Source organism: Burkholderia sp. F1 (assembly GCF_050813845.1).
Taxonomy (GTDB): domain Bacteria; phylum Pseudomonadota; class Gammaproteobacteria; order Burkholderiales; family Burkholderiaceae; genus Burkholderia; species Burkholderia ubonensis.
This window is the reverse complement of sequence record NZ_CP172422.1, coordinates 2,533,427-2,555,910: the sequence shown is the minus strand read 5'-3', so window position 1 is coordinate 2,555,910 and position 22,484 is coordinate 2,533,427. Positions and strand designations below refer to the sequence as shown.

The window sequence follows — 22,484 nt, the reverse complement described above, 5'->3', positions numbered from 1 at the left end:
GAGTCAAAGGAATCCGAAATGGCAAAACGCATTTTTGAAATCTACCGCTACGATCCGGACAAGGACGCAGCGCCGCGCATGCAGACGTACGAACTGGACCTCCAGCATGAGCGCATGCTGCTGGACGCACTGGTCAAGCTGAAGGCCGTCGACGAGACGCTGTCGTTCCGCCGTTCGTGCCGCGAAGGCGTGTGCGGTTCGGACGCGATGAACATCAACGGCAAGAACGGCCTCGCGTGCCTGACGAACCTGAACGACCTGCCGCAGAAGATCGTGCTGCGCCCGCTGCCGGGCCTGCCCGTCGTGCGCGACCTGATCGTCGACATGACGCACTTCTTCAACCAGTACCACTCGATCAAGCCGTACCTGATCAACGACGCGCCGCCGCCCGAGAAGGAGCGCCTGCAGTCGCCGCAGGAACGCGACGAGCTCGACGGCGTGTACGAGTGCATTCTGTGCGCGAGCTGCTCGACGTCGTGCCCGAGCTTCTGGTGGAACCCGGACAAGTTCGTCGGCCCGGCCGGCCTGCTGCAGGCTTACCGCTTCATCGCGGACAGCCGCGACACGGCGACCGGCGAGCGCCTCGACAACCTTGAAGATCCGTATCGTCTGTTCCGTTGCCATACGATCATGAACTGCGTCGACGTGTGCCCGAAGGGCCTCAATCCGACGAAGGCGATCGGCAAGATCAAGGAACTGATGGTCCGCCGTGCGGTTTGAGATGAGCGACACCGCACATCAATCCGACCCGCACCGCCGCGCGCGCCTTCGCTGGCGCGCGCGGCGGGGTCTGCTGGAGAACGATCTGATCTTCGATCGTTTCTTCAGCCGATACGAGCATGACCTCACCGATGCAGACGTAGGCGCGCTGACGCGCCTGCTCGATCTGAGCGACAACGACCTGATGGACTTGCTCCTCGCGCGCAAGGAACCAGAAGGCGACCTTGACAGCCCTGAAGTCCACCGGCTGCTGGAGATGCTGCGCAACGTCTAACCGCGTTACGCCCGTTATCGAATCCCGTTTCTATATTTCGATTGAGGATGTGCCATGACTCCGTCTGATGTAAAAGCCACGCTATCGTTCAGCGACAACTCGCCGAGCGTCGAACTGCCGATCTACAAGGGTACGATGGGCCCGGACGTGATCGACATCCGCAAGCTGTACGGCCAGACCGGCAAGTTCACGTACGACCCCGGCTTCATGTCGACGGCATCCTGCAACTCGGCGATCACGTATATCGACGGCGACAAGGGCGAGCTGCTGTATCGCGGCTACCCGATCGACAACCTCGCGCAGAACGCCGACTTCCTCGAGACCTGCTACCTGCTGCTGAAGGGCGAGCTGCCGAACGAGGCGCAGAAGAAGGAATTCGTCGCGACCGTCACGAAGCACACGATGGTGCACGAGCAGATGCAGTTCTTCTTCCGCGGTTTCCGCCGCGACGCGCACCCGATGGCGATCCTGGTCGCCGCAGTCGGCGCGCTGTCGGCGTTCTACCACGACTCGCTCGACATCAACGACCCGCGTCACCGTGAAGTGTCGGCGATCCGCATGATCGCGAAGCTGCCGACGCTCGTCGCGATGGCGTACAAGTACAGCATCGGCCAGCCGTTCGTGTATCCGCAGAACGATCTGTCGTACAGCGCGAACTTCATGCGCATGATGTTCGCGAATCCGTGCGAGGAATACCAGGTCAACGACGTGCTCGTCCGCGCGCTCGACCGCATCCTGATCCTGCACGCCGACCACGAGCAGAACGCATCGACGTCGACGGTCCGCCTGGCCGGTTCGTCGGGCGCGAACCCGTTCGCATGTATCGCGGCCGGTATCGCATGTCTGTGGGGCCCGGCGCACGGCGGCGCGAACGAAGCCGCGCTGAACATGCTCGAGCAGATCGGTACGCCGGACAACATCCCCGAGTTCATCAAGCAGGTGAAGGACAAGAACTCGGGCGTGAAGCTGATGGGCTTCGGTCACCGCGTGTACAAGAACTACGATCCGCGCGCGAAGCTGATGCGCGAAACGTGCTACGAAGTGCTGAACGAGCTGGGCCTGCACGACGACCCGCTGTTCAAGCTCGCGATGCAGCTCGAGAAGATCGCGCTGGAAGACGAGTACTTCGTGTCGCGCAAGCTGTACCCGAACGTCGACTTCTACTCGGGCATCGTCCAGCGCGCGCTGGGCATCCCGACGTCGATGTTCACGTGCATCTTCGCGATGGCGCGTACGATCGGCTGGATCGCGCAGTGGAACGAAATGATTGCGGATCCGGAGCAGAAGATCGGCCGTCCGCGGCAGCTCTTCATCGGCGACGCGCCGCGCGAAGCGAAGCCGATCAGCGCACGCTAAGCCGTGTGCGGCGCGAATGGCCGGCAGGCCGTTCGCGTCGGGCGATCGCCATGCCAAGACACCCCGGCGGGTTTGCCCGCCGGGGTGTTTTCATTGGCGCGGCGTGGTTGCCGTCGTGGCCCGGCGTTCCAGCGACGGCGGGCGCGTGTCGAGATCCGCAGGCGCGTCGTCCGCGGGCGGATGGCCGTGACGCAGGAAGAACTGCCGGTAGGCGCCGGGCGTCATCCCGCGGGTCGCGAGGAACTGCCGGTTGAAGTTCGCGGCGTTCGGAATCCCGCAGCGCGCGGCGACGGTCGCGATCGGCCAGTCGGTGCCGACGAGGTGCCGGCACGCATGCGCGATCCGTAGGCGCTGCACGTAGCGGCCGACGCTTTCGCCGAGATGCCGGACGAACAGCCGCTGCAGCGTGCGCTCGGACATGTGCGCGACGGCGGCGAGCGCGTCGACGCGCAGCGGTTCGTGGAAGCGCCGGTCGATCACGTCGAGCACGCGGTCGAGGCGTTCGGCTTCGGGCGCGTCGGAGGCGGGCGTGCGTTCGTCGGGCCGGTCGTACGCCGGTGCGGTCGCGAGCGGTTCGCCGCCGGCCTCGGCCAGCTCGGCGAGCGTGTCGAGCGTCGCGGCGAGTCGTTCGCGCGGCGACGGGTCGAGCAATCGAGGCAGCCGGGCCCGCATCGCGCGGGCCGCGTCGATGCCGAAGCGCAGGCCCGGCGCCGCGCGCCGCAGCAGCGAACGCAGCGGCGCGTATTCGGGGCAGCAATCGACGAGCCGCCACACCCAGTCACCGTCGAACCAGACCACCAGCGCGACCTGCGGCACATCCGGATCGATGCGCTCGTTCGACGACCACGTGTGCGGCAGGTTCGGCGGCACGAGCACGAGATCGTCGTCCGCATAGCTCGCGAGGTGGTCGCCGATGAAGCGCTTGCCGCGGCTGTTGAGCGTCAGCGTCAGTTCGTACTCCGGATGGCGATGCCATTCGAACGGGATGCGCGCGAGCTTGCGGTGATAGACCCGGATCGAACAGCCGGGCGCGAACGTCACGTGCTCGTATTGCGGTTTCATCGCGGCCTCCGGGCGACGGCAGGCGTCGCGCCGTGGCATGATCGTGCGGGATCGTCACGACGGAGCGAAGCCGATGTTTTCACACGTTTGCGTGGGCGTCAGCGATATGGCGCGCGCCTACGATTTCTATGCGCCGCTGTTCGACGCGCTCGGTCTGCGGCTGAAATTCCGCGAACCGGACGACTGTTGCGGCTGGATGCCGGCCGACGCGGACCGGCCGCTGTTCTTCATCGGCCGGCCGCTCGACGGCGGTCCGCCCGCGCCGGGCAACGGCCAGACGATCGCGTTCGTCGCCGCCACGCGCGCGCTCGTCGATCGCTGTCACGCGCTTGCGCTGCAGCGCGGCGGCGCAAGCGAAGGGCCGCCCGGCCTGCGTCCGCACTATCACCCCGACTATTACGGCGCGTATTTCCGCGATCCGGACGGCAACAAGCTCTGCGTGGCCTGCCACCGGCCGGAGTGACGCTCGGTTGTCGGGATTGTATCGATAGTTGACCGGATCGCGGCAAGCGGCGGGATGCGGCGGCACTAAGCTGGCGTCACATTCCAACCCCAAGACTGGTGACAACGATGCCACTGACGATCGACGACCTACCGGCCGCGATTCGCGCCGCGAAACGGACGCTGCGCGCGGATCTGCCCGGCTATGCAACCGCGTTCCGCGAACTGGAGGGCGGCATCGCGCGACAGGTCGATGCGATTCGCCGCGCGCACGCGCGCGGCGACGACGTGATTCCGGTGCTGCCGTTCGCGCACATCGCGAACGGGACGGTCGATCCGCTCGCGATCGACGCGCTCCGCGCGCGCGGCGCGTGCGTGATCCGCGGCGTGTTCGACGCACGGCAGGCGCGCGACTGGAACGACGAGATCGGCGCCTATCTCGACGCGAATCGCCTGGCGGAGCGGCTGCACGCACGCGCCGAAGACCGCTACTTCGGCAACCTCGCGTCCGGCAAGCCGCAGATCCATGGCGTCTACTGGTCGAAACCGCAGGTAGCCGCGCGCCAGTCGCCGGCGCTCACGCAGGCGCGCGTGTTCCTGAACTGGCTGTGGCGTCATGCGGACGGCGCTCGCGCGCACTTCGACCCGGAGCAGGTGCCGGCCTATGCGGACCGGATTCGCCGCCGGCCGCCGGGCTCGACGTCGCTCGGACTGTCGCCGCACGTCGATGGCGGTTCCGTCGAGCGCTGGCTCGGCGCGAACTTTCGCCAGGTCTACCGGCACGTGCTGGCCGGCAACTGGCGCGCGTACGACCCGTTCGACGCGGCGTTCCGTCCCGACGTCGAGGAGATTCCGTCGCCGGCCGTATGCTCGATGTTCCGCACGTTCCAGGGCTGGACCGCGCTGACGCCGCAGGGGCCCGGCGACGGCACGCTGCAGCTCGTTCCGGTCGCGAACGCGATGGCCTACGTCGTGCTGCGCGCGCTGCAGGACGACGTGGCCGACGACGACCTGTGCGGCGCGCGTCCCGGCCGCGCGCTGTCGATCCTGCCCGAGTGGCATGCGCTGCTGCTCGACGCGCTGGTGCCGATTCCGCACATGGAGCCGGGCGATGCGGTGTTCTGGCACGGCGACGTCGTGCACGCGGTCGAGGATGCGCATCGCGGCAGCGGCGACAGCAACGTGATGTATATCGCCGCCGCGCCGGGCTGCGCGAAGAACGACGCGTATCTGCGGCGTCAGCTGCCCGCGTTCCTGCGCGGCGAAAGCCCGCCGGATTTTCCGGCCGATCACTTCGAGGTCGGGTTCGACGGGCGGGGCGCGCAAGGGGACCTGACGCCGCTTGGTCGCGCGCAGATGGGGTTCGGGCTGTAACACCCGGCGCACCGCCGAATCGGCTGCGAGTCTTTGTCAATTCGACGCAATCGGCTGTCCGCGCAGCGGAAATCGACGCAACCGGCCTATTTTGACTCCCGATAATGGTCAGGAACACAGGGCGGCGGCGCGGCGCTACGCGCCGGCCGCGGCTCATGACCAAGGAGGAGTCGATGCATTTCACGCAAGCCATCGTTCGCCGCCCGGCCGCATCGTGCGCCGCCGGCCTCACGACCGCGCAGCTCGGCGCGCCCGATTACGACAGGACGCTGACGCAGTTCCACGCATACTGCGACACGCTGCGCACGCTCGGCGTCGCACTCGTCGAACTGCCGCCGCTCGACGCGTTTCCGGATGCGCACTTCGTCGAGGACGTCGCCGTGGTCACGCCGGAATTCGCGGTCATCACGCGTCCGGGCGCGCCCGCGCGGCGCGGCGAAATCGCACACATCGAAGCGCCGCTCGCCGTGCATCGCGACCTGCTGCCGATGCGCGACGGCCGTCTCGACGGCGGCGACGTGATGCTGGTCGGCAAGCGCTTTTACATCGGGCTGACCGGCCGCACCGACGCCGACGGCATCGCGGCATTCGCGTCGCTGGTCGCGCCATATGGCTACACGGTCGTCGCGGTGCCGGTCGGCGAAGGGCTGCACCTGAAGTCGGTCGTCAACTGCGTCGGCGACGACACGCTGCTCGTCAACGACGCGCTGGCCGGGCATGCCGCGTTCGCGGGGTTCCGCCGGATCGTGGTCGCACCGGCCGACGAATACGCGGGCAACACGCTGCGCGTGAACGACGCGCTGATCACGCCGGCCGGCTATCCGCGCGTCCATGCCAGCCTCGAACCGCTGGGCCTGCCGCTGCACGTGATCGATACGAGCGAGTTCCGCAAGATGGACGGCGGCCTGACCTGCCTGTCGCTGCGGTTCTGACCGGATGGCATGCGGTCCGGTTCGGCCGGATAATGGGGCGCGCGTGCGCAGCCGGAGAGGCTGCGCGCGCCAGCCATCACCCGACTGGAGCGAACGCGGATGCCCGACAAGAAGATGCAGCTCGACAAGATCGATCTCCGGATCCTCGACATCCTGCGTAACGACGGACGAATCTCGTACCGGCAGCTTTCGGAGCGCGTGAACCTGACGCCGCGGCCATGCCAGGCTCGCGTCGAGCGGCTCGAGGCGCTGGGGATCATCGCGGGCTACCGCGCGGTGATCCATGCGCCGCGCGACAAGAAGTCGATCGTCGTGCTCGCGCAGATCGTGCTCGCCGATCACGGGCGCTCGCAGACGCCGTTCGAAGAGGAAATGCGCGCGAACCCGGCGGTGCTCGACTGCTGGCTCGTCAGCGGCACGTTCGATTTTCTCGTGCGGCTTGCTTGCGAGGATCTCGACGAGTATCGCCGGATCGCGAACGCATGGCTCGAGAGCCCGCGATTCAGGATCGAGAAGATCGTCACGACGGCGGAGCTGCAGGTGATCAAGCGCAGCGGCGTATAACGCCGCGGGGTGTGTCGCCGCGCACCACTTCGAGTCTTAATCCGCCAGCAACCGACGCAAAAAAGCAGGCCAGTTGATTTGCATTCCGAATTAACGTGATCAAATCGGGTGTTCCCGGGGTGAACGACATGGATGCACTGCAAGCGACAGAAGGGGCGGCCGCACCGTCGACGACGACGCTGAAGCGCCGCCTGCAGGGCCGCCACATCGCGATGATCGCGATCGGCGGCTCGATCGGCACCGGGCTGTTCGTCGCGTCCGGCGCATCGGTCGCGCAGGCGGGGCCGGGCGGCGCGATCGCCGCGTATGTCGTGATCGGGTTGATGGTCTATTTCGTCGTCACGGGGCTCGGCGAAATGGCCGCGCTGATGCCGGTATCGGGATCGTTCGCGGTCTATGGCGAGCAATACGTCGACGAAGGCTTCGGCGTCGCGCTCGGCTGGACCTACTGGTACAGCTGGGCCGTGACGATCGCGATCGAGCTCGTGGCCGGACAGATCGTGATGCGCTACTGGTTTCCCGACGTGCCGGGCGTCTGGTGGGGCGCGGGCTTCCTCGTGCTGATCTTCCTGCTGAACACGCTGTCCGTGCGCGGCTTCGGCGAATCCGAATACGGGTTCTCGCTGATCAAGGTCGTCACCGTCGTCGCGTTCATCGCGGCCGGGCTGCTGATCGCGGCCGGCCTGCTCGGGAACGGACACGCGGTCGGCTGGCGCAATTTCACGAAGGGCGATGCGCCGTTCGTCGGCGGCGTGCGCGCGATGATGAGCGTCGCGCTGATCGCGGGATTCTCGTTCCTCGGCACCGAGCTGGTGGGGATCACGGCCGGCGAATCCGAGCATCCGCGCAAGACGATCCCGCGCGCGGTGAAGCAGATCTTCTGGCGCATCATGCTGTTCTACGTGCTCGCGATCTTCGTGATCGGCCTGCTGATTCCGTACACGGACCCGAACCTGCTGAAAGGCGACGTGACGGATATCGGCGTGAGCCCGTTCACGCTGGTCTTCAGCCATGCCGGTTTTCCGCTCGCCGCGGACGCGATGAATCTCGTGGTCCTGACCGCGGTGCTGTCGGCCGGCAATTCCGGCACGTATGCGGCGACGCGAATGCTGTACACGCTCGCGAGCGAGGGCCGCGCTCCGGCGATGTTCGCGACGCTGTCGCCGGGCGGCGTGCCGCGCAACGCGCTGTACGCGACGATGGCGGTCGGCGGGCTGTGCTTCCTGACATCGCTGGCCGACAACCAGCGGATCTATCTGTGGCTGCTGAACACGGTCGCCATCACCGGCTTCATCGCATGGCTCGGCATCGCCGTCTGCCACTACCGGTTCCGCAAGGGTTTCCTGAAGCAGGGCTACCGGCTCGACCAGTTGCCGTATCGCGCGAAGTGGTTCCCGTTCGGGCCGTTGTTCGCGATCGCGACGTGCGCCGTGATTTCGCTCGGCCAGGACTATCAGGCGTTCTTCGCCGAGAAAATCGACTGGATGGAGGTGCTGTCGATCTACGTGTGGATTCCGCTGTTCGTCGCGATCTGGTGGGGCTATCGGCGGGTCCGCAAGAGCCGGCTGGTGCGCTACGAGGACATGGAGATCGGCTCGTGGCTGAACCGGTCCGTCGAAGCGGTCGATGCGGCGTCCGGCGCGCACGGCGCGAAGCGTTGACCGGAGGCCGGGTGTCGGGTCGGCGCAAACACCGCCGCGTCAGCGGGCGTGCCTCAGGTACGCCTTCATGAAATCGACCCACGCGCGCACTTTCTGCGGCACGTGTCGCGTCGACACGTACAGCGCGTACACGCTTTGCCGCGGAAACCGGTAGCCCGGCAGCGCATCGACCAGCGCGCCGCGCGCGAGATCGTCGCGCACGAGCCATTCCGGCAACAGCGCGACACCGCTGCCTTGCCGGGCCAGCTCGCGCAGCACCGACGCGTTGTCGACGACGAGCCGCGGTTTCGCGCCCGGCCGGAACACGTGCTCGCTGCCGTCGCGGCCCACGAGGGGCCACGCGGCGACGCGCTCGAGCTGGCTGTGCCCGAGCTGGGGCAGGCGGGCGAGCGCGTCGGGCGTGTCGATGCGCGCCGCGCCGGCCGCCGCGAGCAGCGCCGGGGACGCGACCGGCCGGACGTCGTAGCTGCTGAGACACACGCCGCGATACGGCAGGTCCGCGAACTGCTCCGGGCGTCCGAGCCGGATCGCGACATCGAAGCGGTCGCGCACGAGATCGACCTGCGACGTATGCGTCTCGAGCCGCACCCGCAGCGCGGGATGCTGTTGCGTGAACGCGTGCAGCGCAGGCGCGACGACCATCGACGCATATTCGACCGTCGACGTCACCCGCAGGCTGCCGTGCATGCCGCCGTGCTCGCCGCGCGCGTCGTCGATCGCGCTGTCGGCTTCGTCGAGCACGCGCAGGCAGCGCTTGTAGAAGCGCTCGCCCGCGTCGGTCAGTTCGACCCGGCGGGTCGTGCGCGTGAGGAGCGTCACGCCCAGTTCGGCTTCGAGCTGCTTGATGTTGAAACTGACGGCCGCGCGCGCCTGGTTCAGCGCGGCCGCGGCGGCCGTGAACGAGCCCGCTTCGGCCACGGCGCGGAAGACGGCGAAACGATCCAGGCTCACCATGGTTGTGTCGATCTCCGTGCGAAAAACGATATCCGGATCGAAGGGTACCGGGAATGCGCGGCGGCGCGCGCGGATTGTCAAAATTTTTCGACCGGACCGTTCGCATCGCCGGCCTTATCCGTGCGGCCTTCGGACCTTACACTGCGGCGTTTCGTTCGAGTTCCGCCGACATGTCCGACCGCTCCAGGATCGCCGCCGTCTATCTGCTCGGCTTCGCGATCGATCTCGCCAACATGTTCATGCTCAACGCCGCGTATCCGGCGCTGCAGCGCGAGCTGCGCGCGTCGGTCGCGCAGCTTGCGTGGGTCGGCAACGCGTACGTGCTCGGCTTGACCGTCGTGATCCCGCTCGGCGCATGGCTCGCGCGCCGGTTCGGCGAACGGCGGGTGCTGTCGGCGTCGCTGCTGCTGTTCGGATGCGCGAGCCTCGGCGTGGCGCTGTCCGCGTCGATCGGCGCGCTGCTCGCGTGGCGCCTGGTCCAGGGGCTCGGCGGCGGCCTGCTGATTCCGGTCGGGCAGGCGATGGCGTATCGCGCGTACCCGCCGGACGCGCGCGCGCATCTGACGTCGATCGTAATGATGGTCGCGCTGCTCGTGCCCGCGCTGTCGCCGGCGCTCGGCGGCGTTGTCGTCGACCGGGTGTCGTGGCGGGCGATCTTCGCCGGCATGCTGCCGCTCGCCGTCGCGACCTGCGGCCTCGCGTTCGCGTGGCTGCCGCCCGACGGCGTGCGTGCGCGGCCCGAGCCGCTCGACTGGCCGGGATTCGGCCTGAGCGCCGTGGCGCTCGTCGCGCTGCTGTTCGGCCTGACGTTCGCCGGCCAGCCCGGCGCGGGCCGGCTCGCGATGCCGACGCTCGCGGCCGCGCTCGCCGCCGGCGTCGGCTACGTGTGGCACGCGCGCCGTACCGCCGCGCCGTTGCTCGATCTCGGCCTGCTCGCGCAGCCGCTGCTGCGCGCCGGCGTCGTCATCTATCTGTGCGTGCCGGGGGTATTCGCGGGCGTCAATCTCGTCGCCGCGCTGTACCTGCAGAACGGTCTCGGACTGAGCGCCACGCATGCGGGCGCGCTGATGGCGCCGTGGGCGATCGCGTCGTTCGCCGCCATCGCGACGACGCGCCGGGGCTTGCCGCGCTGGGGCGCGAAGCCGCTGTTCGTCGGCGGCATCGTGGTGGACTGCGCGGGCATCGTGCTGCTCGCGACGCCGCTGGCCGCACTCGAAGCGGGTCGCGTGGCCGCGTTCGCCGCGATGGGGTTCGGCGCCAGCCTGTGCACGAGCACCGCGCAAAGCGCGGCGTTCGTCGACGTGCCGGGGGAGCGCATGGGCGACGCGAGCGCGCTGTGGAACCTGAACCGGCAACTGAGCTTCTGTGTCGGTGTCGCGGTGCTCGGCAGCGCGTTCAACGGGTTGCTGGCGCTCGACGCGGGCGGCCCGGCGCTGCTGCCTTACCGGCAGAGCTTCGCGCTCGCGGCCGCGCTGACGCTGATCCCGCTGCTGCTCGTCGCACGGCTTGCAACACGTCCCGCTGCGCTCGCGCAACCGGTTTCCCAACGATCCTGAGAGTGATGCAATGAATCTGCCGAATCCGTATTTCCAGGAAGTCGTCGACGCGCACGTCGACATCGAAGCATGGCTGTCCGGCCGCGCGGCGTCCGGGCGGCTCGCGACGCTGCTGGCGCGCTTCTCGCCGCAGTTCTCGATGATTACGCTGCAAGGTGCGCTGATCGGTTACGCGGGCGTTGACGCGCTGTTTTCGCAGGGCTGGAATGCGCGCCCCGGGCTGCGGATCGAGATCGACGAATGGCGGGAAATCGCCGCGTGCGATGGCGGCGCCGTGATCGGCTATCGCGAGACACAGACCGACGGGGTGGGGCGACGCACCGTCAGGCGCTCGACCGTCGTATTCGAGCGCGATGCGCACGGGCGTATCGTGTGGCGGCATCTGCACGAGACGCCGGTTGCCGGCTGACGCCACGCGCGACAGCTGTCTGCGAAGGCCCGGTGGGCTTGGCCGCGATCGCGAGAGGACGGCCGGACCGCGACGACGTCATCCCGACTCCGTCCGGGCCGCCCCGCCCATTTGCTTGAGGAACCGCCGCTGCGCGGCGACCAGCTCGCGGTAGGTGAGGACCCGGTACGGCACACCGTGGCGCGCGGCGATCGGCGCGGCGAGCGCCGCGAGCGCGTCGCAGTGGCGATGGTGCCAGGTCGGGAACAGATGATGGGTCGCGTGGCGGTGCAGCCCGCCGAGCCAGAACGCGAGCCAGCGCGGCCGGGGCAGCCAGTCGACCGCCGTATGCAGCCCGTGCTCGCGCCAGCCGTGCGGCAGCGGCTCGCAGTCGGGTGCGCGGTAGAACGCGACGTCGGCCCAGTGGGTGCCGAGCAGCAGGCCGACGACGAAGCACGATGCGCACATTTGGGCGATCACGTATGCGGCGACGCCGCCGCCCCATCCGACGCTCGTGCCGTGCAGCGCCCAGACGGGCAGCGCGAGCATCAGCGCGAAGTGCGCGAGCTTCGCGCCGACGAACACGAGCCAGCCACGCACGCCGGGCAGCGCATGATGCCGCGCGACGGGCGTCTTGCCGAGCCGATCCGACCAGTCGTAGATCCAGCCGATGTACGGCATCGACAGTGCCGCGATCAGCGGCCAGTACAGGTGCTGGTAGCGATGGTGCGGGCGGCGCGTCTGGAATGGCGTCTGGCACAGGAAGAAGTTTTCCTCCAGATCGAGGTCCCGGCCCTCGATATTCGCGTACGGGTGATGAAACGCGATATGCCGCACACGCCAGTATGCCGGCTCGATCCCGAGCGGTACGGTGACTGCGCGCGCGATCCACGCGTTCAGCCGGCGGCCCGAGGCGGGCGATACGCGAGGCGGCCCGATCAGCGTGCCGTGCACGGCGTCATGCATGAAGTTGATGGCGAGCACCGCGAACAGCATCACGAACGCGACGTACCCGAGTGCGAAGCGTGCCGCGTCGCCGGCCGTCAGCGCGACACCGCCTGCGCCGAGCGCGGCGGTCAGCAGGACGGCGCCCTTGAGCCATTGCCGCGCGTCCGCGTAGCGGTGGTCGTCCGCCCCGCGCAGGTAGGCGGCGGACGCGGCACGCAGCTCGGCGTCGAACGGCGGCGTGCCTTCGGGCCAGACGCAGGTGGCAGGCCGCGGGTCCATCAGTGCGCTCCTAGCACCGTGCGGTGCTGCTTGCGCGCGCCCAGGCAGGCGGCGCCGTGCAGCCCGACCAGCACAACGAGCGCACAGCCGAGCGGGTCGCGCCAGCCGAACCCGCCGACGAAACAGGCCGGCATCGCGAGCGCCGCCGCGCTCCATGCGGAGCGCGCCCATGCGCGCCCGTCCGACAGCGCGCCGAGCGCGATCGTCTGCGCGGCGATCCAGCCGAACAGCAGCGGCCCCTGCGGCGCGGGGAAGGTACCTTGCCGGTGCACGTAATAGATGACGACCGCGAACAGCGCGAGCCCGCCCGTCGCGATCCAGCCGTCGCCGATCCGCAGCGGATCGCGCGCGGGCAGCCGGGGCGCCGCGAGGCCGAGGTAGCGCAGCACCGGGATGTTGTTCGCCCAGAACGGGTTGTCGGTGCGCACTGCGTCGTGCACGCCGTAGCGGATCGGCGCGTGCGGCAGTTCGGACTGGTAGGTGCCGAACAGCTTGTCCCAGATCAGCAGCGTGCCGCCGAAGTTCTTGTCGATGTATTCCGGGTTCAGGCCGTGATGGACCCGGTGGTTCGCCGGCGTCACGAAGAAGCGGTCGAGCCAGCCGGACCGGTAGATCGTGCCGCAGTGGTTGTAGAACTGCACCGAATAGTGAAACCCGCCCACCAGCACGAACGCCTCGACGGGCACGCCGAGCACGGCGAGGCCCGCGAAGAACGGGATCGACGTGAGCGACGAGTACCACGAATTGCGCACGCCGAGCGACAGGTTGAAATGCTCGCCTTCGTGGTGGACGACGTGGACCGCCCACATCAGCGGGATCTTGTGATGCAGCCGGTGCAACCAGTAGAAGCAGAAATCCCACGCGAAGAACGTGAAGATCCAGGCGCCAGGCGTGCCGAGCCGGTCGACCCAGTGCAGGTTCGCGTGCGCGGACAGCCACGCGAACACCGCGACCTCGACGCCGCGGAACAGCCACAGCACGATGTGCCCGGAATTCAGGTTGAAGATCACGTCGCGCCACGGCGCGCGCTGTCCGCGCAGCCAGCGCAGGCCGGCCACGTCGGCGACGACGAGCGCCAGCATCACGGCGAGCGGCAAAGCGAACACATTCATCAGGTGGTCCTCCGGTAGAGCGCGGGCAGCCTTGCGGCGAACATCCCGCAGACGAGCGCGACGAGCACGCCCGCCGAAATGTCGAGCGCCAGGTGGCGGCGCGTCTGTACGATCGAGTAGATGATCGCCGCGCTCCACAGCACGACGAGCGCGCTGCGCCACGGACGGCGCGCGTCGACGAGCGCGCGTGCCGCGAGGCAGGTCAGCGCCGCGTGCAGCGACGGCAGGCAGTTCTGCGCGGAATCGCCCGCCGCGAGGAGCCGCAACGCGGCGGCGCTCGGCGATGCGCCGCCGACGGGCGGGTAGTGCAGCGTGGTCGGGAACAGCACGAAGACGATGCCGGACACGAGCGCGCCGAACTGCATCGCGCGCATCAGCCACGGCACGCGTGCAGCGTCCGCGCGAAGATACGCGAACGGGATCAGCGCAAAGAACGACAGGTAGAGCCACACGCCGCGCGGATCGAACGGGACGAGCTGGTCGAGCGCGCTTTCGGCGAGCACCGTCCCGGGGCCTTGCAGCAGGCCGGACAGGGTATAGGCGACGCCGACCGCGCCCCAGCCGAGCGCCATCGCGCGCAGTCGCGGCGGCAGCGCGATCATTGCGCCTCCTTCATGCGGACGATACGGCGCCGCTTCTGCGTGAAGTCGCGCGCAGGCACGGCGGGGCTCAGTGTCCACGTGAGCGCGTCCGTGGCGACGCCGAGCCGTGCGAACACGTCGACGAGATGCTGCCGGCATGCGGCGAGCGCGTCGGAGCCTGCACCGTCCACGCCCGTGTCGACCGCGAGCGCGAGCGCGGCGGGCGCCGTCTGCGTCAGCCGGTAGTCGGCATGCAGCGGCAGCGCCTGCGCGAGCGCCCGCGCGCAGACGTCGGCGAACACGGTGCGCGTTGTGCCGTCGCGGGCGGGCAGCACCAGCATGTCGTCGCAGCGCCCCTCGATCCGCTCGATCGCGAGCGCCGGGCTGCCGCAAGGGCAGGGCGCGCGGCGTACCGCGAGCACGTCGTCGAGCCGGTAGCGGACGATCGGCTGCGTGGAGCGCGTGAAGTCGGTGATGACCGGCACGAAGCGCGTGTCGTCGAGCCACTGCGGTTCGACGTGGAGGAATTCCTCGTTCAGGTGCAGCGTGCCGTGCGCGCAAGTCGCGCCAAGGAAGCCCTCGGTCGCCTGGTAGACCTCGTCGACGCGGCCGAACGTTTCGGCCAGCAGCACGCGGTCGAGCGGCTCCAGCACTTCGGCGACCGCGATGACGCGAGCCGGGCGCACGGCCAGCCGGCCGTCGCGCACGGCGATTGCGAGCGAGCACAGCACCTGGGCCGGCGCGACGATGATCGTCGGCCGGTACGCGTCGAGCTGCGCGACCAGCGACTCGAACGGCTCGAACAGGTCGAAGAACGCGAACGACAGCCACGGCGTGCGGACCGCCGTGTACAGCCGGTTGTTCGCGCGCAGGAACAGCGCGACCCGTTCGCGATGCAGCAATCCGTGCGGCAGCAGCTTCGCGAGCAGCACGCCTGCCCATGTCGCGCGCTCGGCCGGGCTCGCGACGAACACGCCGCGGCTGCCGGACGTGCCCGACGACAGGCCGACGCTGTAGCGTCCGAGCATCGGGCTGAAGTCGCGCGACTGTTCGGCGCGATGCGCGCACGCAAGCACATCGTCGAGCGTCAGCCCCGCGGTGTTCATCGCGTCGAAGTGCGCGAGCATCGTCGCCTTGTCCATCAGCGGCCATGCGTCGCGCGGCTGGCTCGCGTACGGCGCGAACCACGGGCTGCGCGCGAGCACGTTGCGCGCGAATCGTTCGAGCCCGCGCGCCTGGTGGCGCTCGAGCGCCGCGCGGTCCGCGAAGCGGCGCGCGCGGGTGCGGGCGTAGGCCCACAACAGGCGGTGCGGTTGCATCACAATGCGCCCTCGTGCGTGAGCAGGATCGTTGCGCGGCCGCCGGCGTCGAGCTGATGCAGCCGGTCGAGCGTCGCGTAATAGGCGCGCGGATCGTCCATGATCAGGTGCGCGATGCGCGACGGTCCGCGCGGCTCGCGGTAGCCCTGCGGCGACCATGCCGAATCCGACGCGAGCAGCACCCAGCCGCCGTCGGTCGCGACGAACGCGCCGAGATGGCCCGCCGCGTGGCCGGGCAATTCGACCAGCAGGATGTCGCCGCCGGCGTTCGGCAGCGCGTAAGCGTGCTCGAACGGCGCGAGCTCGGCGGGCAGCGCGACGCGCTCGAAGCTTTCGACGAAGCGCGCGCGCGCGTCGAAATCGTCCGGCATCAGGCCCGGCACGAAGCCGCGCCTGAGCGCCGCGATGCCGCGCAGCGGGCGCGTCGCGCGCCAGCCGTCCCCGGAACAGATCATCGGCACGCCCGGGAAGTCGCGCAGGCCCGCGATGTGGTCGCCGTGGAAGTGCGACACCACGACGCCGTCGAGATCGGCGGGGCGCAGGCCTTCGCGCGCGAGCTGTGCGGCGATCGCGTCGGCGGAGTCGAAGTACACGGGCGTCACCTTGCGGTACAGCGCGAACACGCCGCGCCGCGTGTGGTCGAGGAAGTGCGACGCGTAGCCGGTGTCCCACAGCCAGCGCCGGCCGTTCGCCTGCAGCAGGTAGCAGCGCGACGGGAACGCGCACGCGGAGAAGCCGGCGCCTCGCAGCGCGACGCAGCCGGGATGGGTGCAGTAGCCTGCCTCAAATGCCGTAATGGTTGCCATGCGTACGAATCCAGTCCGCGGTGAGACGAATGCCGTCGTCGATCGAGAACGGCGGCCGGTAGCCGAGCTGCGCGGCGGCGCGCGCGTTGCTGAGCGTCATGTCGAAATGGAGCGCGCCGATCCCGTAGCGCGTGAGCAGCGGCTCGCGGCCGCGCACGTGGCCGCCCAGCTCGGACGCGCGCGCGAGCGCGTCCAGGAGCGGATACGGCAGCGCGCGGATCCGGTAGCGCAGCTTCAGCGCGTCGCCGAGCAGGCGCGCGAGCAGCGACGCGAGCGTGCACGGCTCGAAGTTCGTGATGTTGAACGCGGCGCCCGATGCGACCTGCGCGTGCGTCGCGACACGCAGCGCGTGCACGACGTTGCCGACGTAGGTCAGGTCGACGAGCGCGGCGCCGCCGCGCGGCAGCGGCAGCACGCCGCGTCGCGCGTGCAGCAGCTGCAGGATGCGCGGCACGATCACGCGGTCGTGCGGGCCGAACAGCCCGCGCGGGCGCAGCAGCACGAAGGTCGTGCCGGGATGCGCGCCGGCGAGCGCGCACAGTTCGTCTTCGGCCTGCGCCTTGGTCGCCGCGTAGTGATTCACGAAGCGCGCGGCGCGATACGACTCGTCGATGTCGCGGTGATGCCGGTAGTCGAAGTAGATCGAGGGCGTCGATACGTGCACGAAACGCGGCACGCCGCGCGCGGCGGCCGCTTGCGCGAGCCGGCGGGTCGCGGTCACGTTCGACGCGACGAAGTCGTCGCGCCGGCCCCACGGCGACGACAGCGCCGCGCAGTGCCAGACCGCATCGACGTCGCGCAGGAGCGCGTCGGCCTGCGCGTCGTCGAGCGTCGCGAGTTCCGCCGGCACGAATTCGGCGCCGGCCGCGCGCAACGTGTCGCCCGCTTCGAGATTGCGGCCGGTTGCGCGCACGGCGCGGCCGTCCGCCAGCAGCGTGTCGACGGCGTTGCGGCCGAGCCCGCTCGTCGCGCCGGTCACGAGGATCTTCATGCGACGAGCACCATCCCGCCGACCGTCAGTCCGGCCGCGGTGCCGATCAGCAGCGCGCGTGTACCGCGCGTGAAGCGTCCCTGCTCGATCGCTTCGTGCAGCGCGGTCGGGATCGACGCCGCGACCTGGTTGCCGTGCTGCGCATAGATGTCGACGAGCGAGTCAGGGCGCATGCCGAGCCGCTTGCGGATGTGTTCCATCGCGAGGTGGCTCGCCTGATGCGGGATCACGACGTCGACGTCGCGCGCCGCGCGCGCGTTGCCGCCGAACAGCTGCTCGAGGAAGCCGCCGATCACCGTGGACGCGAGCCGGAACACGCGCTTGCCGTCCATCCGGAACAGGTAGTCGGCCGGCTCGGCGCCGATGCGCGGATTGCGGCGCGTGCCGCCCGCGCGGATTTCGCAGAACGCGTTGCCTGCGGGGTAGGTTTCCATCCGGAACGCCTCGATGCCGGTTGCCGCATCGCCGCGCTCGACGATCGCGGCGGCCGCGCCGTCGCCGAAGATCAGCGACGCTTCCGGGTCGTTCCAGTCGATGCCGCGCGACGCAAGGTCCGACGCGACGATCGCGATGCGCCGGTACGCGCCGCTCGCGAGCAGGCTTGCCGCGACCTGCAGCGCGGCGACGAAGCTCAGGCAGCTCGCGTTCACGTCGAACGCGGCGGTGCCGGCCGGCAGCCCGGCCGGCTCGAGAATCCGGCTCGCGGTGCTGGGCAGCGCCTGCTCGCCGACGCCCGACGCGGACAGCAGCAGGTCGATCGACGCAGGCGCGACCTGGCCGCGTTGCAGCGCGTCACGCAGCGCGGCCGCGGCAAGCCCGGATTGCGTTTCGGCGTCGTCGGCGTAGTAGCGGACGTCGATGCCCGACTTCTTTCGCGAGAAACCCGGCGTGTGCTTGAGCAACGCGTCAAGCTCGCTGGACGATACGCGCCGCGACGGCAGCGCCTTGCCGGTGCAAATGATTCGAATGGGCAGCATGGCGTGGAACAGTGGAAGCGGGATGCCTGCGGTCACGCGCGAACGCGGCACGCGATTCTTGACTTCGAGAGCCGATGACCGACTCCTGCGGAATGGATGTCAGATGAGACGCATTCGATGAAACAGGACACGTTTCTTTCTCTCAGTTTGATTATCTTGATCGTTATCGCGCTAGCGCGGGGAGCGCGCACTGCTGACGAAACCGGGATGCCATATCGCCAGCCGGCCGAATGCTACCAAAATTGGTCGCCGTCAGGGCGTGCAGTTGCGCGGGGCCGTCCTACGTTACTCTCCGGCGCGCATTATGGTGCTGCCGAGAGTCTTGGGGCGGAAATGATCTTCGCAATAAAGTTGGCTCGCCTGGAGTTTGGGATGCGACCGGCGAGATATGACGCGTGCCGATAAATCACTATATCGAGCCATCTTCGCGTCCGAAGTTGGTCGGCGAATGATTTCGCCGGTCGCTGTCATCACGGCAATTCACTCAGACGAGAAACGGGCCAGCGATGCCGCCGCCCGACAACGGCTCGGCGGTGCGACGCGCGCGGTTGCCGGGTAATGCCGATACAGGTATTGCCACTACCAGCCAAGCTGCTGTTTTTATTGAGTTTTTTCTCGCTGGATGCGCGCCGGACCGCGATCTGCGTGGCATAATCGACCGCATCCGCAAGGCTTGTAAGTCACAACGACCCCGCATACCCATGGCACAGACTCTCTACGACAAACTGTGGAATACCCACGTGGTCCACACCGAGGACGACGGCACGGCACTGCTCTACATCGACCGTCAGCTGCTGCATGAAGTCACGAGCCCGCAGGCGTTCGAAGGGCTGAAGATCGCGCACCGCCCGGTGTGGCGCATCAGCGCGAACCTGGCCGTGTCGGACCACAACGTGCCGACGACGGACCGCAGCCACGGCATCGCCGATCCGGTCTCGAAGCTGCAGGTCGACACGCTCGACGCGAACTGCGACAGCTTCGGCATCACCCAGTTCAAGATGAACGACCTGCGCCAGGGCATCGTCCACATCATCGGCCCGGAGCAGGGCGCGACGCTGCCCGGCATGACGATCGTGTGCGGCGATTCGCACACGTCGACGCACGGCGCGTTCGGCGCGCTCGCGCACGGCATCGGCACGTCGGAAGTCGAGCACGTGCTCGCGACGCAGACGCTCTTGCAGAAGAAGAGCAAGAACATGCTCGTGAAGGTCGAGGGCCAGTTGCCGCGCGGCTGCACCGCGAAGGACATCGTGCTCGCGATCATCGGCAAGATCGGCACCGCGGGCGGCACCGGCTACGCGATCGAATTCGGCGGCTCGACGATCCGCGCGCTGACGATGGAAGGCCGGATGACGGTCTGCAACATGGCGATCGAAGCGGGCGCGCGCGCCGGCATGGTCGCCGTCGACGACACGACGATCGACTACCTGAAAGGCCGTCCGTTCGTGCCGACCGGCGCGGAATGGGACCAGGCCGTCGGGTACTGGCGCCAGTTCACGTCGGACGACGGCGCGCAGTTCGACCGCGTCGTCGAGCTGAACGCGGCCGAGATCGTCCCGCAGGTCACGTGGGGCACGTCGCCGGAAATGGTCACGTCGATCGACGGCCGCGTGCCCGATCCGGAACGCGAGAAGGATCCGGTCAAGCGCGACGCGATGGAGCGCGCGCTCGCGTACATGGCGCTCGAGCCGAACACGCCGATCGAATCGATCAAGGTCGACAAGATCTTCATCGGCTCGTGCACGAACGCGCGCATCGAGGACATCCGCGCGGCCGCGTACGTCGTGAAGAAGCTGAACCGCCGCGTCGCGCCGAACGTGCGGCTCGCGATGGTCGTGCCGGGCTCGGGCCTCGTGAAGGCGCAGGCCGAGCACGAGGGGCTCGACAAGGTGTTCACGGATGCCGGCTTCGAATGGCGCGAGCCGGGCTGCTCGATGTGCCTCGCGATGAACGCCGACCGCCTCGAGCCGGGCGAGCGCTGCGCGTCGACGTCGAACCGCAACTTCGAAGGCCGGCAGGGCGCCGGTGGCCGCACGCACCTCGTCAGCCCGGCGATGGCGGCGGCGGCGGCGATCGAAGGCCACTTCGTCGACATTCGCAAGCTGGGGTAACGGGACGGATCATGGAAAAATTCACAGTGCATACCGGCGTCGTTGCGCCGCTCGATCGCGAGAACGTCGACACGGACGCGATCATCCCGAAGCAGTTCCTGAAGTCGATCAAGCGCACCGGCTTCGGCCCGAACGCGTTCGACGAATGGCGTTACCTCGACCACGGCGAGCCGGGCCAGGACAACTCGAAGCGTCCGCTGAACCCGGACTTCGTGCTGAACCAGCCGCGCTACCAGGGCGCGTCGATCCTGCTCGCGCGCAAGAACTTCGGCTGCGGCAGCTCGCGCGAGCATGCGCCGTGGGCGCTGCAGCAGTACGGCTTCCGCGCGATCATCGCGCCGAGCTTCGCGGACATCTTCTACAACAACTGCTTCAAGAACGGCCTGCTGCCGATCGTGCTGACCGAGCAGCAGGTCGATCACCTGTTCAACGAGACGGTCGCGTTCAACGGCTACCAGCTGACGGTGGACCTCGACGCGCAGGTCGTGCGCGCGCCGGACGGCCGCGAATACGCGTTCGACGTCGCCGCGTTCCGCAAGTACTGCCTGCTGAACGGCTTCGACGACATCGGCCTCACGCTGCGTCACGCGGACAAGATCCGCCAGTTCGAAGCCGAGCGGCTCGCGAAGCAGCCGTGGCTGAACAACAAGCTGGTCGGCTGACGTCGTCCTTCGGGCGGGCGCGCGCGCCGCGCGTGCGCCTCTTCGTATACATAACCTACCCAGTCAGGAATAACGCATGAAGATTGCAGTGCTGCCCGGCGACGGCATCGGTCCGGAAATCGTCAAGGAAGCGGTGAAGGTGCTGAACGCACTCGGCGAGACGTTCGAGCTCGAGGAAGCGCCGGTCGGCGGCGCGGGCTACGAGGCGAGCGGCCATCCGCTGCCGGACGCGACGCTCAAGCTCGCGAAGGAAGCGGACGCGATCCTGTTCGGCGCGGTCGGCGACTGGAAGTACGACTCGCTCGAGCGCGCGCTGCGCCCCGAGCAGGCGATCCTCGGCCTGCGCAAGCATCTCGAGCTGTTCGCGAACTTCCGCCCGGCGATCTGCTATCCGCAGCTCGTCGATGCGTCGCCGCTCAAAGCCGAACTGGTCGCGGGCCTCGACATCCTGATCGTGCGCGAGCTGAACGGCGACATCTACTTCGGCCAGCCGCGCGGCGTGCGCGCTGCGCCCGACGGCCCGTTCGCCGGCGCGCGCGAAGGCTTCGACACGATGCGCTATTCGGAGCCGGAAGTGCGCCGCATCGCGCACGTCGCGTTCCAGGCTGCGCGCAAGCGCCAGAAGAAGCTGACGTCGGTCGACAAGGCGAACGTGCTCGAGACGTCGCAGTTCTGGCGCGACATCATGATCGACGTGTCGAAGGAATACGCAGACGTCGAGCTGTCGCACATGTACGTCGACAACGCGGCGATGCAGCTCGCGAAGGCGCCGAAGCAGTTCGACGTGGTCGTGACCGGCAACATGTTCGGCGACATCCTGTCCGACGAGGCGTCGATGCTGACCGGCTCGATCGGCATGCTGCCGTCGGCGTCGCTCGACAAGAGCAACAAGGGCCTGTATGAGCCGTCGCACGGCTCGGCGCCCGACATCGCGGGCAAGGGCATCGCGAACCCGCTCGCGACGATCCTGTCGGCCGCGATGCTGCTGCGCTACTCGCTGAACCGCGCGGAGCAGGCCGATCGCATCGAGCGTGCGGTGAAAAAGGTGCTCGAACAGGGCTACCGCACCGGCGACATTGCGACGCCGGGCTGCCGGCAGGTCGGCACGGTCGCGATGGGCGACGCGGTGATCGCCGCGCTGCAGGACTGAAGCAGGAAGCGCGAACGGGGCCGGATCGAACGGCCCCGTCCGCGCCCGATTGGCCGTTGTGCGGCCAGACAGGTTTGTGTAGACTCGTGCGATGGCGCTGATTTCCCTGATCTCCCCGGTCTTGAAACTCCACGGCAACACTGCCCGTGCGGTTGCGCGCGCCATCGTCATCACGAAAACCATTACCACGAAAACGATCATTAAACGCTGATCGTCCGTCGTGCCCGCCTGTTTCCCCGCGCGGTCACGCCGGGGACGGAAATGGC

Annotated in this window: 23 protein-coding genes; 14 read left to right on the top strand and 9 right to left on the bottom strand. The window is 68.5% G+C overall.

Annotated elements, in window-relative coordinates:
- Positions 1-18 precede the first annotated feature (18 nt).
- The 3 genes from ACFIMZ_RS29945 to gltA are packed head-to-tail and all read left to right on the top strand — an operon-like array spanning position 19 to position 2,350.
- On the top strand, positions 19-720 hold the full coding sequence (locus ACFIMZ_RS29945) for a succinate dehydrogenase iron-sulfur subunit (protein WP_017330018.1): 702 nt from the start codon (positions 19-21) through the stop codon (positions 718-720).
- Position 721: 1 nt separating this feature from the next.
- Entirely contained in the window at positions 722-994 is a 273-nt protein-coding gene (locus ACFIMZ_RS29940; RefSeq protein ID WP_431823072.1) for a succinate dehydrogenase assembly factor 2, read from the top strand.
- 54 nt (positions 995-1,048) lie between these two features.
- Entirely contained in the window at positions 1,049-2,350 is a 1,302-nt protein-coding gene (gltA, locus tag ACFIMZ_RS29935; RefSeq protein WP_431823071.1) for a citrate synthase, read from the top strand.
- Between the two features lie 90 nt (positions 2,351-2,440).
- On the opposite strand, the gene ACFIMZ_RS29930 is transcribed toward gltA, so the two are convergent.
- Complete coding sequence (locus ACFIMZ_RS29930; RefSeq protein ID WP_431823070.1) at positions 2,441-3,412, bottom strand: helix-turn-helix domain-containing protein; 972 nt, start codon at positions 3,410-3,412, stop codon at positions 2,441-2,443.
- Positions 3,413-3,485: 73 nt separating this feature from the next.
- Between ACFIMZ_RS29930 and ACFIMZ_RS29925 the strand changes: the two genes are divergently transcribed.
- The 5 genes from ACFIMZ_RS29925 to ACFIMZ_RS29905 all read left to right on the top strand — a co-directional run bounded on the left by ACFIMZ_RS29925 (position 3,486) and on the right by ACFIMZ_RS29905 (position 8,384).
- Positions 3,486-3,875 (top strand): VOC family protein, encoded by a 390-nt coding sequence (locus ACFIMZ_RS29925; protein ID WP_431823069.1) that lies wholly within the window; start codon positions 3,486-3,488, stop codon positions 3,873-3,875.
- A gap of 107 nt (positions 3,876-3,982) precedes the next feature.
- Positions 3,983-5,227, top strand: a complete 1,245-nt coding sequence (locus tag ACFIMZ_RS29920; protein WP_431823068.1) for a DUF1479 domain-containing protein — start codon at positions 3,983-3,985, stop codon at positions 5,225-5,227.
- 173 nt (positions 5,228-5,400) lie between these two features.
- Positions 5,401-6,159 carry a dimethylarginine dimethylaminohydrolase family protein gene (locus ACFIMZ_RS29915; RefSeq protein WP_431823067.1) on the top strand — a complete coding sequence of 253 codons (759 nt, stop codon included), beginning with the start codon at positions 5,401-5,403 and terminating at the stop codon, positions 6,157-6,159.
- Positions 6,160-6,258: 99 nt separating this feature from the next.
- Entirely contained in the window at positions 6,259-6,723 is a 465-nt protein-coding gene (locus ACFIMZ_RS29910; RefSeq protein ID WP_010096032.1) for an Lrp/AsnC family transcriptional regulator, read from the top strand.
- Between the two features lie 128 nt (positions 6,724-6,851).
- Positions 6,852-8,384, top strand: a complete 1,533-nt coding sequence (locus ACFIMZ_RS29905) for an amino acid permease (RefSeq protein ID WP_431823066.1) — start codon at positions 6,852-6,854, stop codon at positions 8,382-8,384.
- Positions 8,385-8,423: 39 nt separating this feature from the next.
- On the opposite strand, the gene ACFIMZ_RS29900 is transcribed toward ACFIMZ_RS29905, so the two are convergent.
- The gene (locus ACFIMZ_RS29900) at positions 8,424-9,338 is read right to left on the bottom strand and encodes a LysR substrate-binding domain-containing protein (protein ID WP_431823065.1); all 915 of its coding nucleotides are present in this window, start codon (positions 9,336-9,338) and stop codon (positions 8,424-8,426) included.
- A 170-nt stretch (positions 9,339-9,508) separates the two neighbouring features.
- On the opposite strand from ACFIMZ_RS29900, the gene ACFIMZ_RS29895 reads away from it, so the two are divergent.
- Both ACFIMZ_RS29895 and ACFIMZ_RS29890 read left to right on the top strand, forming a co-directional pair.
- A complete protein-coding gene (locus ACFIMZ_RS29895; protein ID WP_431823064.1) occupies positions 9,509-10,894 on the top strand; it encodes an MFS transporter in 1,386 nt (461 codons plus the stop codon).
- Positions 10,895-10,904: 10 nt separating this feature from the next.
- Positions 10,905-11,303 carry a nuclear transport factor 2 family protein gene (locus ACFIMZ_RS29890; protein ID WP_431823063.1) on the top strand — a complete coding sequence of 133 codons (399 nt, stop codon included), beginning with the start codon at positions 10,905-10,907 and terminating at the stop codon, positions 11,301-11,303.
- A gap of 78 nt (positions 11,304-11,381) precedes the next feature.
- Here the strand turns inward: ACFIMZ_RS29890 and ACFIMZ_RS29885 are convergent, their stop codons facing one another.
- Genes ACFIMZ_RS29885 through ACFIMZ_RS29855 form a run of 7 tightly spaced genes read right to left on the bottom strand, consistent with a single transcriptional unit; the run spans position 11,382 to position 18,295 of the window.
- On the bottom strand, positions 11,382-12,509 hold the full coding sequence (locus ACFIMZ_RS29885; RefSeq protein WP_431823062.1) for a fatty acid desaturase family protein: 1,128 nt from the start codon (positions 12,507-12,509) through the stop codon (positions 11,382-11,384).
- On the bottom strand, positions 12,509-13,621 hold the full coding sequence (locus tag ACFIMZ_RS29880) for a sterol desaturase family protein (protein WP_431823061.1): 1,113 nt from the start codon (positions 13,619-13,621) through the stop codon (positions 12,509-12,511). The genes ACFIMZ_RS29885 and ACFIMZ_RS29880 overlap by 1 nt, the downstream gene beginning before the upstream one ends.
- A complete protein-coding gene (locus tag ACFIMZ_RS29875; protein WP_431823060.1) occupies positions 13,621-14,223 on the bottom strand; it encodes a phosphatase PAP2 family protein in 603 nt (200 codons plus the stop codon). The genes ACFIMZ_RS29880 and ACFIMZ_RS29875 overlap by 1 nt, the downstream gene beginning before the upstream one ends.
- Positions 14,220-15,521, bottom strand: coding sequence for a F390 synthetase-related protein (locus tag ACFIMZ_RS29870; protein WP_431823059.1), 1,302 nt, complete (start codon positions 15,519-15,521; stop codon positions 14,220-14,222). The genes ACFIMZ_RS29875 and ACFIMZ_RS29870 overlap by 4 nt, the downstream gene beginning before the upstream one ends.
- Positions 15,521-16,327, bottom strand: coding sequence for an MBL fold metallo-hydrolase (locus ACFIMZ_RS29865; protein WP_431823058.1), 807 nt, complete (start codon positions 16,325-16,327; stop codon positions 15,521-15,523). The genes ACFIMZ_RS29870 and ACFIMZ_RS29865 overlap by 1 nt, the downstream gene beginning before the upstream one ends.
- Entirely contained in the window at positions 16,305-17,318 is a 1,014-nt protein-coding gene (locus tag ACFIMZ_RS29860) for an NAD-dependent epimerase/dehydratase family protein (protein ID WP_431823057.1), read from the bottom strand. Before ACFIMZ_RS29860 ends, ACFIMZ_RS29865 begins: the two co-directional genes overlap by 23 nt.
- Positions 17,315-18,295: a 3-oxoacyl-[acyl-carrier-protein] synthase III C-terminal domain-containing protein gene (locus ACFIMZ_RS29855; RefSeq protein WP_431823056.1), complete on the bottom strand. Its 981-nt coding sequence runs from the start codon at positions 18,293-18,295 to the stop codon at positions 17,315-17,317. The genes ACFIMZ_RS29860 and ACFIMZ_RS29855 overlap by 4 nt, the downstream gene beginning before the upstream one ends.
- 701 nt (positions 18,296-18,996) lie before the next feature.
- On the opposite strand from ACFIMZ_RS29855, the gene leuC reads away from it, so the two are divergent.
- The 4 genes from leuC (at position 18,997) to ACFIMZ_RS29835 (ending at position 22,429) form a co-directional block, all read left to right on the top strand.
- Complete coding sequence (gene leuC / locus ACFIMZ_RS29850; protein ID WP_431823055.1) at positions 18,997-20,406, top strand: 3-isopropylmalate dehydratase large subunit; 1,410 nt, start codon at positions 18,997-18,999, stop codon at positions 20,404-20,406.
- Between the two features lie 11 nt (positions 20,407-20,417).
- The gene (leuD, locus tag ACFIMZ_RS29845; RefSeq protein ID WP_431823054.1) at positions 20,418-21,068 is read left to right on the top strand and encodes a 3-isopropylmalate dehydratase small subunit; all 651 of its coding nucleotides are present in this window, start codon (positions 20,418-20,420) and stop codon (positions 21,066-21,068) included.
- A 76-nt stretch (positions 21,069-21,144) separates the two neighbouring features.
- Positions 21,145-22,218, top strand: a complete 1,074-nt coding sequence (leuB, locus tag ACFIMZ_RS29840) for a 3-isopropylmalate dehydrogenase (RefSeq protein ID WP_431823053.1) — start codon at positions 21,145-21,147, stop codon at positions 22,216-22,218.
- 91 nt (positions 22,219-22,309) lie between these two features.
- Positions 22,310-22,429, top strand: coding sequence for a hypothetical protein (locus ACFIMZ_RS29835; RefSeq protein WP_010099622.1), 120 nt, complete (start codon positions 22,310-22,312; stop codon positions 22,427-22,429).
- The last annotated feature ends 55 nt before the right edge of the window (positions 22,430-22,484 follow it).

Excerpts from the sequence above, each read along its gene's own strand:
- ACFIMZ_RS29945 (WP_017330018.1), top strand. The coding sequence starts at position 19 with ATGGCAAAACGCATTTTTGAAATCTACCGCTACGATCCGGACAAGGAC.
- ACFIMZ_RS29940 (WP_431823072.1), top strand. The coding sequence starts at position 722 with ATGAGCGACACCGCACATCAATCCGACCCGCACCGCCGCGCGCGCCTT.
- gltA (WP_431823071.1), top strand. The coding sequence starts at position 1,049 with ATGACTCCGTCTGATGTAAAAGCCACGCTATCGTTCAGCGACAACTCG.
- ACFIMZ_RS29930 (WP_431823070.1), bottom strand. The coding sequence starts at position 3,412 with ATGAAACCGCAATACGAGCACGTGACGTTCGCGCCCGGCTGTTCGATC.
- ACFIMZ_RS29925 (WP_431823069.1), top strand. The coding sequence starts at position 3,486 with ATGTTTTCACACGTTTGCGTGGGCGTCAGCGATATGGCGCGCGCCTAC.
- ACFIMZ_RS29920 (WP_431823068.1), top strand. The coding sequence starts at position 3,983 with ATGCCACTGACGATCGACGACCTACCGGCCGCGATTCGCGCCGCGAAA.
- ACFIMZ_RS29915 (WP_431823067.1), top strand. The coding sequence starts at position 5,401 with ATGCATTTCACGCAAGCCATCGTTCGCCGCCCGGCCGCATCGTGCGCC.
- ACFIMZ_RS29910 (WP_010096032.1), top strand. The coding sequence starts at position 6,259 with ATGCCCGACAAGAAGATGCAGCTCGACAAGATCGATCTCCGGATCCTC.
- ACFIMZ_RS29905 (WP_431823066.1), top strand. The coding sequence starts at position 6,852 with ATGGATGCACTGCAAGCGACAGAAGGGGCGGCCGCACCGTCGACGACG.
- ACFIMZ_RS29900 (WP_431823065.1), bottom strand. The coding sequence starts at position 9,338 with ATGGTGAGCCTGGATCGTTTCGCCGTCTTCCGCGCCGTGGCCGAAGCG.
- ACFIMZ_RS29895 (WP_431823064.1), top strand. The coding sequence starts at position 9,509 with ATGTCCGACCGCTCCAGGATCGCCGCCGTCTATCTGCTCGGCTTCGCG.
- ACFIMZ_RS29890 (WP_431823063.1), top strand. The coding sequence starts at position 10,905 with ATGAATCTGCCGAATCCGTATTTCCAGGAAGTCGTCGACGCGCACGTC.
- ACFIMZ_RS29885 (WP_431823062.1), bottom strand. The coding sequence starts at position 12,509 with ATGGACCCGCGGCCTGCCACCTGCGTCTGGCCCGAAGGCACGCCGCCG.
- ACFIMZ_RS29880 (WP_431823061.1), bottom strand. The coding sequence starts at position 13,621 with ATGAATGTGTTCGCTTTGCCGCTCGCCGTGATGCTGGCGCTCGTCGTC.
- ACFIMZ_RS29875 (WP_431823060.1), bottom strand. The coding sequence starts at position 14,223 with ATGATCGCGCTGCCGCCGCGACTGCGCGCGATGGCGCTCGGCTGGGGC.
- ACFIMZ_RS29870 (WP_431823059.1), bottom strand. The coding sequence starts at position 15,521 with ATGCAACCGCACCGCCTGTTGTGGGCCTACGCCCGCACCCGCGCGCGC.
- ACFIMZ_RS29865 (WP_431823058.1), bottom strand. The coding sequence starts at position 16,327 with ATGGCAACCATTACGGCATTTGAGGCAGGCTACTGCACCCATCCCGGC.
- ACFIMZ_RS29860 (WP_431823057.1), bottom strand. The coding sequence starts at position 17,318 with ATGAAGATCCTCGTGACCGGCGCGACGAGCGGGCTCGGCCGCAACGCC.
- ACFIMZ_RS29855 (WP_431823056.1), bottom strand. The coding sequence starts at position 18,295 with ATGCTGCCCATTCGAATCATTTGCACCGGCAAGGCGCTGCCGTCGCGG.
- leuC (WP_431823055.1), top strand. The coding sequence starts at position 18,997 with ATGGCACAGACTCTCTACGACAAACTGTGGAATACCCACGTGGTCCAC.
- leuD (WP_431823054.1), top strand. The coding sequence starts at position 20,418 with ATGGAAAAATTCACAGTGCATACCGGCGTCGTTGCGCCGCTCGATCGC.
- leuB (WP_431823053.1), top strand. The coding sequence starts at position 21,145 with ATGAAGATTGCAGTGCTGCCCGGCGACGGCATCGGTCCGGAAATCGTC.
- ACFIMZ_RS29835 (WP_010099622.1), top strand. The coding sequence starts at position 22,310 with ATGGCGCTGATTTCCCTGATCTCCCCGGTCTTGAAACTCCACGGCAAC.